Annotated in this window: 14 protein-coding genes and 1 tRNA gene; 8 read left to right on the plus strand and 7 right to left on the minus strand. The window is 48.5% G+C overall.

Translation table 11 applies throughout. The features are described 5' to 3' along the window. Window positions 1-56 precede the first annotated feature (56 nt). Window positions 57-1,256, plus strand: coding sequence for an amino acid aminotransferase (locus AC2UZI_RS09015; RefSeq protein ID WP_486943471.1), 1,200 nt, complete (start codon window positions 57-59; stop codon window positions 1,254-1,256). A 148-nt stretch (window positions 1,257-1,404) separates the two neighbouring features. Then, window positions 1,405-2,058 (plus strand): transcriptional repressor LexA, encoded by a 654-nt coding sequence (lexA, locus tag AC2UZI_RS09020; RefSeq protein WP_486943472.1) that lies wholly within the window; start codon window positions 1,405-1,407, stop codon window positions 2,056-2,058. A 99-nt stretch (window positions 2,059-2,157) separates the two neighbouring features. On the opposite strand, the gene lon is transcribed toward lexA, so the two are convergent. The 4 genes from lon to tig form a co-directional block, all read right to left on the minus strand. Then, complete coding sequence (lon, locus tag AC2UZI_RS09025) at window positions 2,158-4,614, minus strand: endopeptidase La (protein ID WP_486943473.1); 2,457 nt, start codon at window positions 4,612-4,614, stop codon at window positions 2,158-2,160. A 156-nt stretch (window positions 4,615-4,770) separates the two neighbouring features. Continuing rightward, window positions 4,771-6,078, minus strand: coding sequence for an ATP-dependent Clp protease ATP-binding subunit ClpX (gene clpX, locus AC2UZI_RS09030; protein ID WP_486943474.1), 1,308 nt, complete (start codon window positions 6,076-6,078; stop codon window positions 4,771-4,773). Window positions 6,079-6,172: 94 nt separating this feature from the next. After that, a complete protein-coding gene (gene clpP, locus AC2UZI_RS09035) occupies window positions 6,173-6,832 on the minus strand; it encodes an ATP-dependent Clp endopeptidase proteolytic subunit ClpP (protein WP_486943475.1) in 660 nt (219 codons plus the stop codon). Next, on the minus strand, window positions 6,832-8,142 hold the full coding sequence (gene tig / locus AC2UZI_RS09040; protein ID WP_486943476.1) for a trigger factor: 1,311 nt from the start codon (window positions 8,140-8,142) through the stop codon (window positions 6,832-6,834). Before tig ends, clpP begins: the two co-directional genes overlap by 1 nt. 230 nt (window positions 8,143-8,372) lie before the next feature. Between tig and AC2UZI_RS09045 the strand changes: the two genes are divergently transcribed. The 3 genes from AC2UZI_RS09045 (at window position 8,373) to AC2UZI_RS09055 (ending at window position 10,355) form a co-directional block, all read left to right on the plus strand. Beyond that, window positions 8,373-9,608 carry a CaiB/BaiF CoA transferase family protein gene (locus tag AC2UZI_RS09045; RefSeq protein WP_486943477.1) on the plus strand — a complete coding sequence of 412 codons (1,236 nt, stop codon included), beginning with the start codon at window positions 8,373-8,375 and terminating at the stop codon, window positions 9,606-9,608. Between the two features lie 101 nt (window positions 9,609-9,709). Beyond that, window positions 9,710-9,794, plus strand: a tRNA-Leu gene (locus AC2UZI_RS09050). A gap of 180 nt (window positions 9,795-9,974) precedes the next feature. Next, window positions 9,975-10,355 (plus strand): hypothetical protein, encoded by a 381-nt coding sequence (locus AC2UZI_RS09055; RefSeq protein ID WP_486943478.1) that lies wholly within the window; start codon window positions 9,975-9,977, stop codon window positions 10,353-10,355. Between the two features lie 49 nt (window positions 10,356-10,404). Here AC2UZI_RS09055 and AC2UZI_RS09060 read toward each other — a convergent pair whose 3' ends face one another. Next, window positions 10,405-10,677: a hypothetical protein gene (locus tag AC2UZI_RS09060; RefSeq protein ID WP_486943479.1), complete on the minus strand. Its 273-nt coding sequence runs from the start codon at window positions 10,675-10,677 to the stop codon at window positions 10,405-10,407. Window positions 10,678-10,780: 103 nt separating this feature from the next. Between AC2UZI_RS09060 and AC2UZI_RS09065 the strand changes: the two genes are divergently transcribed. Further along, complete coding sequence (locus tag AC2UZI_RS09065; RefSeq protein WP_486943480.1) at window positions 10,781-11,221, plus strand: S24 family peptidase; 441 nt, start codon at window positions 10,781-10,783, stop codon at window positions 11,219-11,221. Window positions 11,222-11,684: 463 nt separating this feature from the next. On the opposite strand, the gene AC2UZI_RS09070 is transcribed toward AC2UZI_RS09065, so the two are convergent. Next, entirely contained in the window at window positions 11,685-11,846 is a 162-nt protein-coding gene (locus tag AC2UZI_RS09070; protein WP_486943481.1) for a hypothetical protein, read from the minus strand. Between the two features lie 343 nt (window positions 11,847-12,189). On the opposite strand from AC2UZI_RS09070, the gene AC2UZI_RS09075 reads away from it, so the two are divergent. Continuing rightward, complete coding sequence (locus tag AC2UZI_RS09075) at window positions 12,190-12,315, plus strand: hypothetical protein (protein WP_486943482.1); 126 nt, start codon at window positions 12,190-12,192, stop codon at window positions 12,313-12,315. A 26-nt stretch (window positions 12,316-12,341) separates the two neighbouring features. Here the strand turns inward: AC2UZI_RS09075 and AC2UZI_RS09080 are convergent, their stop codons facing one another. Continuing rightward, window positions 12,342-12,992 carry a hypothetical protein gene (locus AC2UZI_RS09080; protein WP_486943483.1) on the minus strand — a complete coding sequence of 217 codons (651 nt, stop codon included), beginning with the start codon at window positions 12,990-12,992 and terminating at the stop codon, window positions 12,342-12,344. 618 nt (window positions 12,993-13,610) lie between these two features. Between AC2UZI_RS09080 and AC2UZI_RS09085 the strand changes: the two genes are divergently transcribed. Then, a complete protein-coding gene (locus tag AC2UZI_RS09085; protein WP_486943484.1) occupies window positions 13,611-13,937 on the plus strand; it encodes a hypothetical protein in 327 nt (108 codons plus the stop codon). Window positions 13,938-14,050 lie beyond the last annotated feature (113 nt).

A 14,050-nucleotide genomic window follows, 5' to 3' on the forward strand; every position in this document is an offset into this window, starting at 1 on the left:
ATCACATTAATATTTTGTGTTTTTGTATCAATTAACTCAACGCTTTCAACGTAACTATGACTTCACTTTTCGTCTCTGTAGAACAAGCTCCTCGCGACCCCATTCTAGGTCTAAATGAACAGTACAACGCAGACACGAGACCGTCGAAAGTGAATCTAGGGGTCGGTGTTTATTACGATGACGAAGGCAAGTTACCCTTACTCAAAGCAGTACATCAAGCCGAAGATGCATTAGCAGCAGCCTCGTTAGCCCGTGCGTACCTACCCATAGAAGGGATCACCGACTATAACAAAGGCGCTCAACGTTTATTACTGGGCAACGACTCACCTATTATCGCAGAAGGACGCGCGGTCACCGTACAAACACTTGGCGGAACCGGGGCGTTAAAAATCGGAGCCGACTTTCTAAAACAATTATTGCCTCAGTCTAAAGTCGCTATCAGCAGCCCCAGCTGGGAGAATCACCGCGCCTTATTTGAACGCGCTGGCTTCGAGGTGGTTAACTACAACTACTACGACCCAGCCTCTCATAGCTTAGACTTCGAGGGCATGCTCGCCTCGTTGCGCGCCCTGCCGGCCCAAACTATCGTCATCTTACACGCGTGCTGCCATAACCCAACTGGCGTTGATCCCACTGCTGCACAATGGGAAGAAATTGCTGACGTCATCCAAGAGTGCAAGCTGGTTCCCTTTTTGGATATTGCTTACCAAGGCTTCGGCGAAAACTTAGAAGGCGATGCCGCGGTAGTGCGCATGTTAGCTAGCCGAGGCATCAACCTTTTCATCAGCTCGTCCTTTTCTAAATCCTTCTCTCTCTACGGAGAACGTGTGGGCGCACTGACTCTCGTCACGGCAAGCCCTGACGAATCAACCCGAGTGCTCAGCCAAGTTAAGCGCGTGATTCGCACAAACTACTCTAACCCTCCGACGCATGGCGGTAAGGTGATTGCCACCGTATTAAACGAGCCCGAACTCTTTAAGGCATGGGAATCAGAGCTTTCAGAAATGCGTCTTCGCATACGCGACATGCGGTCACAATTTGTGCAAAAACTGAAAGACCTTGGTGTCACCCAAAATTTTGACTTTGTCTTACAACAGCGCGGTATGTTCTCTTACTCTGGGCTTACTGCAGCACAGGTAGACCGTCTACGCGACGAACATGGCATCTATGCGGTAAGCACAGGTCGTATCTGTGTATCCGCCCTGAACAGCCATAATATTGATGACGTGGTAAAGGCCATCGCCGCCGTGCTGTAAAAAACGTCCATTCGGTACTCATAACGAGCCTGATGCTTTCCCAAGCCTCAGGCTTTTTTTACTGAAGACACCCAAAAAACGGTAAAAACTTGATCTTTATCGTGATATGCCGCAGAATCAAAGCTGTATAAATAAACAGCGCAACATCATGGCAGTCAAACTCACTCTTCGGCAGCAACAAGTCTTAGATATTATCCGCAACGAAATCCATCGTACCGGATTCCCGCCAACGCGCGCAGAAATTGCTAAAACCTTAGGCTTCAAATCTGCCAATGCCGCAGAAGACCACCTGAAAGCGTTAGCGCGCAAGGGTGCTATCGAGCTTACCGCTGGCGCCTCTCGTGGTATCCGATTACTTGATAACGATAACCATGGTCTTAACGAGACCTCTCCACTAGGCTCCATACTCAGCGCACTGCAACTTCCGATTATTGGTCACGTCGCGGCGGGTAGCCCTATCTTAGCGGCCGAGCACATCGAACGCGAAATCGGAGTAGAAACCAGTCTTTTTAGTCAAACGCCTGATTACCTTCTTAGGGTTCGAGGCCTTAGTATGCGTGATATTGGTATTCTCGAGGGCGATTTACTGGCCGTTAAGAAAACATCTGACGCACGTAATGGGCAAGTCGTCGTAGCACGTATTGGTGATGACGTGACCGTCAAACGCCTGCAATTAAAAAATAATACGGTTACCTTGCTACCTGAAAATCCAGATTTTCAACCCATTACCATTGACCCCAGCGACGAGTTCTCACTAGAAGGCATCGCCGTGGGCCTAATTCGTACAGCCCCACTACAGTAGACAGAACGAAGCGCCTACACGCTAAGGTAGCCGATAAAAAACAGCCCCATCAAAAAAAATGATGGGGCTGTTTTTCGTGCATGTTCAACAAAGCATGGATTAATGCTTCGTTAAACCACCCGAGCTACTGTCGGTAGCCTTCGAAGCTGCCAATGCCTCTGCCGCTAAGCGCTCTACCTCTTCATCACTTAAAGGGGTCGGCATCTTTTCCAAGGCCACTTCCAAAACACGATCAATCCAACGCACCGGAATAATTTCCAATTCATTCTTCACGTTATCTGGAATCTCCACCAGATCTTTCACGTTCGTTTCGGGAATTAATACGGTTTTAATGCCACCACGTAATGCTGCTAATAGCTTTTCTTTCAAGCCACCAATCTCAAGGACTTCACCACGTAGGGTAATTTCACCCGTCATGGCAACATCCGATCGGATAGGAATACCGCTAAGTGACGACACGATAGCCGTGGTAATCGCAATACCTGCAGACGGACCATCTTTAGGCGTGGCACCGTCTGGGAAGTGTACGTGAATATCCCGTTTCTCAAAGACAGTGTTCGGAATACCCCATTGTTGGGCTCGGGATCTGACCACGGTACGAGCCGCTTCCACGGACTCTTTCATGACGTCACCAATCGAACCTGTGCGCTGTATAACACCTTTACCCGGCATATCAGCCACTTCAATGGTAAGTAAATCGCCACCCACTTCGGTCCACGCTAAACCCGTTACCTGTCCCACTTTGTTCTCTTTCTCGGCCATGCCGTATGTGAAGCGGCGCACACCAAGAAAATCAGCCAAGTTATCGGCGGAAACAATCACAGGTTCTACCTTAGTTTGAACCTTAGCCCGAGGGTTAGGATTCAACTCTAAGAATTTGCGTACTACCTTACGGCACACTTTACCCAACTCGCGCTCAAGCGAACGAACACCAGCCTCTCGAGTGTAATAACGCACGATGTCACGCACGGCGTCTTCATGGATCTCCAGTTCGCCCTCTTTAACACCATTATTCTTGATTAACTTAGGAATAAGGTGATCAAAAGCGATACGCACTTTTTCGTCTTCGGTGTAACCCGACAAGCGAATCACTTCCATACGGTCCAACAGGGCCGGCGGAATATTCAGCGTATTACTGGTCGCAACGAACATGACATCAGACAGATCAAAATCAACTTCCAGATAGTGATCTTGGAACGTGTGGTTCTGCTCAGGATCAAGCACTTCTAGCAATGCTGATGATGGGTCTCCACGGAAATCCGAGCCCATCTTATCAATTTCGTCTAACAAGAATAAGGGGTTACGAACACCGACCTTCGACATGTTTTGCAGAATCTTACCGGGCATTGAACCGATATAAGTTCGGCGATGACCGCGAATTTCGGCCTCGTCACGTACACCACCCAGTGCCATGCGCACATATTTCCGATTCGTTGCGCGAGCAATAGACTGCCCCAATGAGGTTTTACCCACACCTGGTGGGCCCACCAGGCAAAGAATAGGTGTCTTAAGTTTGCTTACGCGCTGCTGCACCGCAAGGTATTCAACAATGCGATCTTTTACTTTTTCCAAACCAAAATGATCATCGTCAAGCACAGTTTGGGCATTACCCAGCGAGTGATTGATACGGCTTTTCTTGCGCCAAGGCATGCTTAACAGCGTGTCTATGTAATTACGCACCACCGTTGCCTCGGCAGACATAGGCGACATCATTTTTAGCTTTTTAAGCTCAGCCTCGGCTTTTTTCTGCGCGTCTTTAGGCAGCTTCGCTTCTTCAATGCGCTTTTCAAGCTCTTCAATGTCAGCGCCCTCTTCGCCTTCGCCTAACTCTTTCTGAATGGCCTTCACTTGCTCATTCAAATAGTAATCGCGCTGACTTTTCTCCATTTGCTTTTTGACACGGCCACGGATGCGCTTCTCGACCTGTAAAATGTCGATTTCAGACTCTAGCTGAGCCAGCAACGCCTCTAAACGCTCGCCAATATCTGTGGACTCAAGCATGGCTTGCTTTTGCTCGAGTTTAAGCGTGAGATGTGCCGAAACGGTATCAGCCAAGCGTCCAGGCTCGTCAATGCCGGAAAGGGAGGTCAGAATTTCCTGAGGCAGCTTTTTATTCAACTTCACATACTGCTCGAATTGGGCAAGCACAGCGCGACGCAAAGCTTCGTGCTCGGCACTGGAAGCGTCAACATTATCGGCTGCCACAGCGGTAGCCATAAAATGGGTTTCAACGTCGTTGATCGATTGAATACGTGCTCGCTGCACGCCTTCTACTAATACTTTTACGGTGCCATCAGGCAGCTTTAGCATTTGCAGTATCGTAGCGGCACACCCGATGTCATACATATCATCGGGAGTGGGCTCGTCTTTGCTCGCCGTTTTTTGCGCAACAAGTAAGATGCTGTTGCCATTTTCCATGGCCAGCTCTAGCGCTTTAATTGAGCGTGGGCGACCGACAAATAGCGGAATCACCATGTGCGGAAACACCACCACATCGCGCAACGGCAGTAGCGGCAGGTCCATGGGTTCCGTCGATAGAATCTGGCTCGCAGACATAGTAATTTCCTTTAATTAAGCCTGACATCTAAAGGGGAAGCGTTAGGCTTCCCCTCGTCGATGACCTTCACCTCTACACATTGTGACGTTATTTGATATTTCAAGAGCCGGCACAATAAGAGATTTAGGACTCAGCGTGGAAAAGAGCGAGCTATATTAAGCAACCGCATTCTTAAGTGGAGGTCGATCTGAATCGTTATCTGTATTTTCTTGATCTTTTTCGCTACGTAACACAAGTTCAGGCTTTGCTGCCCCAGTGATCGCGTCAGCGGTAAGTACCACTTTTGCCACATCTGCACGTGACGGCAGTTCATACATCGTATCAAGCAAGGCTTGTTCTACAATCGAGCGCAATCCACGTGCTCCGGTACGACGTTGAATCGCGGCTTTAGCCACGGCATGTAAGGCCTCGTCTTGCACATCAAGCTCGACATCTTCCATGGCAAACAATTGCTGAAATTGCTTGATAAGCGCGTTACGAGGCTCGGTAAGAATCTTGACTAAGGAGTCTTCGTGTAGCTCTTCTAGCGTGGCCACTACTGGCAAACGCCCGACCAGCTCTGGAATTAAGCCAAACTTAATAAGGTCTTGAGGCTCGACTTCTGCAAAAAGCTCACCCACGCCACGCTCGGAACTGGCTTTTACCGACGCAGAGAAACCAATGCCGGATTTTTCAGTTCTATCACGAATGACTTTCTCAAGTCCGTCAAACGCGCCGCCCACGACAAACAGAATGTTGGTGGTGTCGACTTGAACGAAATCTTGATTAGGGTGCTTACGTCCACCTTGGGGCGGTACAGAAGCGACGGTGCCTTCAATCAGCTTAAGCAAGGCCTGCTGCACGCCTTCACCGGACACATCACGTGTAATGGAAGGATTATCAGTTTTACGTGAGATCTTATCGATTTCGTCGATATAGATAATCGCTGTTTGTGCTTTTTCTACGTCGTAATCGCAAGCTTGCAATAGCTTCTGGACAATGTTCTCAACATCTTCCCCCACATAACCGGCTTCCGTTAATGTGGTGGCATCGGCCATCACAAACGGCACATTAAGCATGCGAGCTAAGGTTTGGGCTAATAAGGTTTTACCTGAGCCTGTAGGTCCGATTAGGAGAATATTACTTTTGGCGAGCTCGACCCCATCACTCGTAACGTCTGAATAACGAATACGCTTGTAATGGTTATATACCGCAACCGCCAAATTCCGCTTAGGAGCATTCTGACCAATCACATATTGATCAAGAAACTCTTTAATTTCCTGAGGTTTAGGTAGTTCAGTTTTTACGGCTGCTTTGGCGCTTTCTTGCGACTCTTCATGAATGATGTCGTTGCACAGGCCAATGCATTCATCGCAAATAAACACCGACCCCGGGCCAGCGATCAGTTTGCCGACTTCATGCTGACTTTTGTTACAAAATGAACAATGCAGAGCTTTGTCGTCGGCCGAGTTTTTATCGGACATATTGATCTATATGAAATTCGGTGAACAAGCGTGTGAACGCTTAAGGCTGAAACAACAGAATACCACCAGACTGCTAGCAGTCTGGTGGTGTCGCTTACTCGTCGTCAGAACGATGAGTAAATACCTTATCGATAAGGCCGTAGGTTACGGCTTCATCAGCAGCTAAGAAACGGTCTCGCTCGGTATCCAGTGCAATCTGCTCAATGCTTTGTCCCGTATTACGAGCCAAAATATCATTGAGTCTTTCACGTAAACTCAGGATTTCTCTGGCCTGAATTTCGATGTCAGATGCTTGCCCTTGAGCGCCGCCTGAAGGCTGATGAATCATGATGCGCGAGTTGGGTAATGCGTAACGCTTACCTTTTTTACCCGCCGCTAACAAAAACGCCCCCATGCTAGCTGCCATACCCGTACATAAGGTGGATACCTCGGGTTTGACGAACTGCATGGTGTCGTAAATTGCCATACCTGCGTAAACAGAGCCGCCCGGTGAATTGATGTAGAGTGATAAATCTTTATCAGGATTCTCGGACTCTAAGAACAACAACTGCGCAACAATTAAGTTAGCCGAATGATCGTTCACCGGACCAACCAAAAAGATCAAACGCTCACGCAGGAGACGGGAATAGATGTCATAAGACCTTTCACCCCGACCCGATTGCTCTACCACCATTGGTATATAACCTAAACCACTGGGTGTAACCGACTGGCCTCCATGCATTGATGCATAGAAATCGATAAAACGAGACGACATTAGTTTGTTCCCATAATTTGGTCGAACGCCACCTCTTCGTCTGTAACCTTAGCCTGCGACAACACATGCTCAACCACGTTATCTTCGAGCACAATCGCCTCAATCTCTCCACGACGTTCGCGGTCGGATAGATAATAAGTTACAACTTGAGCGGGCTGTTCGTAATTTTGAGCGAACTCTTCAATACGAGCGCGAACTTGCTCTGGCTTGGCCTGCAACTCTGCAGATTTCACCAACTCTGATAGTAGCAGACCCAAACGCACACGACGCTCAGACTCTTCACGGAAGGTATCTTCTGGAATAGGCATCTTATCGGCATCGGGTAAGCCACGAGATTTCAGCTCTTCGCGCGCTGCGGCAATACGATTTTGAATTTCGCTATCGACCAACGCTTTAGGAAGGTCAAATTCGCTAGCCGCGAGAAGAGCTTCCATCACGCTGCCTTTGGTGCGAGCCAATACGCGGGCTTTCACCTCACGCTCGATATTGACGCGGATATCTGCTAGTAACGCTTCAACATTACCTTCTTCTTGGCCAAGTGAAGTCGCAAATTCGTCGTTAAGTTCGGGGAGTACCGCCTCAGCAACTTCAGTCACTGTGATGGCGAACTGAGCTGTTTTACCAGCAACCTCAGCGCCACCGTAATCTGCTGGGAACTCAAGTGGGAAGGTTTTCTCTTCGCCAGCTTTCATGCCCGTTACGGCTTCTTCGAACTCTGGCAACATGCGACCTTCGCCTAATACAAAGGAGAAGCCTTCTGCTGAGCCACCATCAAACGCGACGTCGTCGATTGTGCCTTTAAAGTCGAGCGTAACGCGATCGCCTTCCGAGGCTGCGCGGCCTTCACGTGCTTCATATTGCGCACGCTGCTTACGCAAAATATCAACGGTGCTTTGCACTTCATCGTCACCGACTTGACATGCACTACGTGTAATATCCAGTGCGCTGAGGTCAGGAAGCGTAATTTCGGGATAAACCTCGAAGGTTGCAGTAAAGGCCATGGTGCCCTCGTCTGCTTCGCCCTCTTTGCCTTCCACGTTAGGCGAACCAGCTACGCGCAAACCCGTTGCTTGAATTGCGGAATCAAGCGCTTTACCTAATTCGCTATTAATTGCATCGTAACGAATGCCTGGGCCGTGACTACGTTCAATCATGGCAAGTGGAGCTTTACCAGGCCGGAAGCCTTGGATCTTCGCTGTGCGCGCCACACGTTTTAGTTGTGTCTGGACTTCTTTTTCGACGTCGGCCACCGAAACGACCAAATCGATTCGGCGCTCCAAACCGGACAAAATTTCAACATCGGGCTGCATTAGAGACCTATTAAAATGAGTAAGTGAACAAAATAATCGATCATTTTACCGAAATTTGGCAACAATAACCGTATAACCCTATATTCAATAGCAAGCTGACCTATTGTGTCTAGTCATTTTTCGTCAAAACAAAGGTTTTCTACGCTTTCTGGCCGTTATATCAGACTATTTCCCGATTCTTCTGCCTGTAAACTTAAGCTATTCGTTTAACTTGTGTCGATCCTATCATTATGAAATCACCTCTCCCGCCCGTTAACGCCCTTGAAGGGATACGTGTATTAGAACTAGGACAGTTAATCGCTGGTCCCTTCGCCGCAAAAATTCTGGGCGAATTCGGCGCAGACGTCATAAAAGTCGAAAGCCCGACCAGTGGTGACCCACTACGAAAATGGCGCATGTTACATGCCGATAACTCGGTCTGGTGGGAGGTCCAATCACGAAACAAGAAGTCAGTCGCGCTTGATTTACGACAACCTGAAGCGCAAGACATCATTCGGAAGCTTGTTGAGGATTGTGATGTGCTCATCGAAAACTTTCGCCCCGGCACCCTCGAAGGTTGGGGCTTAGGCTGGGAGGTGTTAAGCACCATCAACCCAAAGCTAATTATGTTGCGCGTGTCAGGATACGGACAAACAGGTCCTTATAAAGACAGGCCTGGCTTTGGCGTGGTGGGCGAAGCCATGGGTGGTCTACGTCATTTAAGTGGAGAGCCAGATCGTCCCCCCGTGCGGGTAGGCATTTCGATTGGCGACTCGTTGACTGCACTGCATGGTGTAATCGGCATTCTTATGGCATTACGTCATCGCGACGCCAACGAAGGACAAGGACAAGTGATTGATGCGGCTTTGTACGAATCTGTATTCAATATGATGGAAAGCTTGCTGCCTGAGTATTCTGTCTTCGGCGAAATACGCGAACCGGCAGGAAGTAGCTTACCGGGCATCACCCCCAGCAATGCGTATCGTTGCGCCGATGGCAAGTACGCCTTAATCGCCGGCAATGGCGATGCTATTTTTAAACGCCTCATGACATCGATTGGTAGACCCGACTTGGCCGACAACCCCGATTTCGCAGAGAACGATGGCCGTGCCAAAGCCGCCGACTATATCGACGGAGTGATCGGCGACTGGGCTAGCACCAAAGCGCTGGACGACGTTCTCGCGGTATTACACGACGCACGCGTTCCCGCTGGCCGCGTCTACAATATCGCTGACATCGTTGCTGACCCACACTACCAAGCCCGCGACATGATCCTAGATGACACCCTAGCCGATGGCACGCCCATTAAAGTGCCGGGTATCGTGCCCAAGCTAAGCCTGACACCAGGCGCCATTCACAGCAAAGCACCGACCCTAGGACAGCACAGCCGCCAAGTGTTAAGAGAGGCCGGTCTCAGCGACGCTCAGATCAATGATTTAATAGCGCAAGGCATTGTCGCAACCCAAAGCTCCGAAGTGATTGATTAAAAACAGCTTTTCATAAAACTCGAATTCTCCTCGTATTTTATTGATAAAAAGCTTTGCAAAATTAGATTTCTCTTCTATAATCTTATTCTTTGCTAGACCACGCGAACGTGGCGGAATTGGTAGACGCACCAGATTTAGGTTCTGGCGCCGAGAGGTGTGAGAGTTCGAGTCTCTCCGTTCGCACCACAGATTAAAAGCCGTTGATTTTATGGGACCAAAATCCTTTAAAATCAACGGCTTTTCTGTTTTCTGAATACTATTTGATAGCCTAACATCAACTTTTACAAACCTTATGCCCCATAAATGCCCCTTGAAATGCCCCACGGCAAAGGCGACGCTAACGGGCAATGATGTTGGCAGGTATAAATGGCTAGTATTCAGAAAACGCCACGCGGCTATCGCGCACAAATAAAACTCACCCTGCATAAGAACAGCCCTCTGCACAGGGAAAGCCAACTCTTCTCAACAAAGAGAGAAGCGGTACTCTGGGCTACACAGCGCGAAATAGAACTTAAAGAACAAGCCCTGGCAGACCCACGTTTAGAGTTCACACTTCGCATGGCTCTAAGAAGGTATGCAAATGAGATCTCTCCTACTAAAAAGGGAGAGCGATGGGAACGTGTACGACTATCAGCCTTTGAAAACTATACCCTGCCTTTAGACACTCCCCTTATTAATATAGTGGCTAAAGATATAGCTCTATATAGAGACACCCGAAGCAGCACTATTGCCCCTGCGTTTCTTTAAACTCACTCCGCACGCACGCGCCACGCCTCAGCGGCAATCGCGACATGGTTTAAAGCAGAAGAAAGGAACCCTGAGTGCGAGTCTGTTTATTCACGTATTGGAGGGCTCCTTGATCGAATACGCCATTGCGTTGCTTATGCGCTTCCAGCTTTCTGGCCACCCAGCTGGATCCAATACCGCCACAGCTGCCCAAACACGCTCCGACACAGCCGGAGACAAGCTTGCAGGCCATTTGCTTACCGCTTGATAGGAAATTACTCAAGGCTTTTACTGCTGAGGCCACCGTCCCGCCTATAAGCAGAATTGAAAATTCTTTTTTCATAGACTCCTTTAACTATAGCTCACGCATCAAAGCAACTATAGTTAATAACACATAGCTTATATTCTCAACTATGGTTGAATACTCAGAACGTCTCGTATGGGCAATGAACGAAGCTGGCATGGATGTCCGCCAGCTCGCTGATGGGCTTGATGCTTCATATCAAGCCGTCAAAAAGGTTGTGAATGGAAAGTCGTCCGCCTTAAATGTCTCTCCCCCTGAGGGTTACACTCGTCTTGAACATTTGCCGTACCAGCCATCAATGGGAATGGGAAGAGCCCATGATGGTGAACTTGTCATACATCATCTAGATGTACTCGATAGTTTCATCAAGCAAGAAGTCGGGACCTCTAGCCCTCAACGAATAAAGTTGTTAACAGGCATCGGGCAAAGCATGATGCCTGCGATACAGAACAACGACATTGTTTTTGTTGATGTTGAGCATCGATGGATTGATGTGCCTGGCTATTATGTAATTGATGTGAATGACCTACTCTTGCTGAAAAAAAGCAATGATTCAATCGAATGGCATTCTTACACTTCGTAGTGAGAATATTACCGAGTTTCCAGACGAAGAGAAATACGAGGTTGGTGAAGCTGGTATCAAGCCCAGCCCGCTTATGTGATGGTGAATGCACAGGCTGATGTGCGGCGAAATGCCCTAAGCGTTGGATAACGCGGGCCTACTTAACAATAGCGAATCGTTCCAACTGTGCCGGCAGTTCAGCTCCGGCCACCATCAAGCCTAGTAACGCCAAAAAGCGTGAACGGCACCAAGGGTTTGGGTAGGGAGTTCTCGACCGCCCTTGTTAATCGAAGCGGATGCCGTTGCTAATGCAGCATCGTGTGGACGAGCTGTGCAGCTTCGCGACTGGTGACACGACACGCACCCAACTACAGGCCGCCGGGAGCCTGACCCGCGAGGGTGAATCTCGGCACCCAATCAACTGCGGACCACCAGTGCCCTGCCTCGGCATGCGCTGGTGGCGAGCTGACCTCAGAGATTAAACCTAGCGGTGGCGCTTACCGGGATTTTTCTTGTGGTGGGTATGTGCGCCACGCTCCCTACTCACACGTTGGCCGCCACCCTGTGTGGCAAGGGTCATACCCTTAGGGGCCGCCGGAGGCGGGGTGCGCTTGCGGTCGGCTTCAGTAACGATTTTATTTCCCATGGAAATCTCTCAAGTTTAGGTAAAGACTACCATTGTCACATATTCGCTCGGTTTAATGTTGGTGGCAGGGGGAGGCCAGAGGATATGCCCGCTCATGTGATGGAATTCTGACCACTAGAAACGTAGTGGAGGGTTAGCTCGCTATGCCCCATATCAATGTGATGACCACCCCGGGAAAGCAGCGGGGGCAGGCATAAGGCCAGCGGTGGCTGACCACCACCAGCGCTTGATCCTGTTAGGCAGGCTCTGGACTCGCCACCTCCAACCATCAAGTAATCCTTAACAATTAAGTTATCAAGCTTTCCTTGACAACTGCCCTACCGCGCTTCCAATGAGGCTCCCCATGAATATTTTTGAACAGATGTTGATGTTTTCGACGGTCATCGCCGTGGCCGCTTTCTCTGATTGGGCATGGGTTAAGTACTTACGTCCCTCTACCCATGGTTCACACAAATCTGGCCATGGGTAATAATACTTCAGCTATTCGTGACCAAATTAACTGTAATTTTTATACCTTTTTCCATAATAATCTCTTAGTTCCAGAGCGGAACCTGTTAGCTCGTGTGAATAATCATTTTCATCAATTAACTTGTGTCTGACTGAAAAATTAATAAAGGCAATCCTAGACTTTTCTATAAAAGAAAAAATATATGAAATTTCGCGATCTATATCACCAGTCTTTACAGACTTATCCTTAAATCTCTTTTCAAGAGTAGATAACTCATCAATTCGAATGCATAAGTCCGAAATATTTAATGCCACTTCCGTTATTGGGCCTTTTGTAAACTCAATCCTTTTCAGAAGCTCCACCCATGATCGGAATAACGCCTCATAGTCAGTGCCATCCTCAGGGTCTCCACGCTTTATAACGCGACTTTGGTGATAACCAGCCACTATTGTTTGGATTGCATCTGCCGCGTTAATGAGCATGAATCCTTCAGCTTTAAGGTCCAACTTTTTGCTTTCAAGCTCCCTCTTATGCTGAAGGTTCATCACAAAAATAGCGATAAAGACTGCCCCAATTGACCCAAAAGCCTGCACCCAAGCAGCCCACTCAGAGCTTGACGTTGGCCAGTTCAAAATAAAAGCAATTAAGCCGACAACTATCGCTATTTTCGCCCAACAGGGCAGCTTCTTAATATCCATCTTGATCCCTATAAGCATTACCAACTGTTAAGGATCATAGCCCACCCCCGACGTTTGTTTAATGACACAGCTTTTTATAACTGTTGTGGCGATTTCGCTCGCCCTTTTGCTGAGCAGCGCCGCGTTTACGTATCTAGCACTATGAATAAAAAACCAGAAAACATTGGGCAACTGCAGCCGTAGTTATAGCGTTTACAGCTGCCCTATTTTTTACCCTGTTCTCAGAATTCGCTTAAAGGCCAGACATATGAAATCGAAAGACTCTCTGTCGGTTTATAACCGCCCCCCTGCTAAGCCAACCCTTCAAGAAAAGATCAACCTTGAACGAACCTCCCTGCTTTATCCGGAAAACAAACCCGAATTTACAGTGACAACGAACGTTCTCCTTAAAGGAGCATGGGACAACGGGCGGCGGATATGAAGGTTAAAGCGTCAACCTTCTACGCCATCGCGCTACTTATCATTGGGCTGGTTTTTCCAGCCCTTGTTTTTATGCTCTTGAAGCTGACGATATGGTGAACGAATTCTATGTGCAAATGGGCCTATACACACTCACAGCCGTAGTGGCGTATGTGTTTGGGTTTTTAACCGGCTACGGCATTGATAAACGAGGTAGTGATGACTGATAAAACGGTTTTGACGGGCGATCAAATTAATGCCGCGTACGAACTCAATAAGTTCGAGGCGGATGACGGCTCACATAGCGCCGACCGAATCTTGTTTGAAAGAGGCGTAACTTGGGCGGTACGAACCGTACTGCTATCTGAACCGGTTCAGGCGTGGAAGCGGGATACGGAGCGCTTGGACTGGCTACTGAACAACCTTAGCGGCTTTCACGCGATCCTATTCGACGGTGCCACGCCGCTAATGTACCGAGGCCGGCATTTGAAGTCTGCGGATGCCCTGCGAGGTGAAATCAACGCCGCAATGGAGCAGCAGACATGATCAATCAAGAAATATTGCTTAGCAGAGCTGACAACGTCTCTCTCCGTTCGCACCACAGATTAAAAGCCGTTGATTTTATGGGATCAAAATCCTTTAAAATCAACGGCTTTTCT

This window comes from Paenalcaligenes sp. DL 463 (assembly GCF_057475185.1).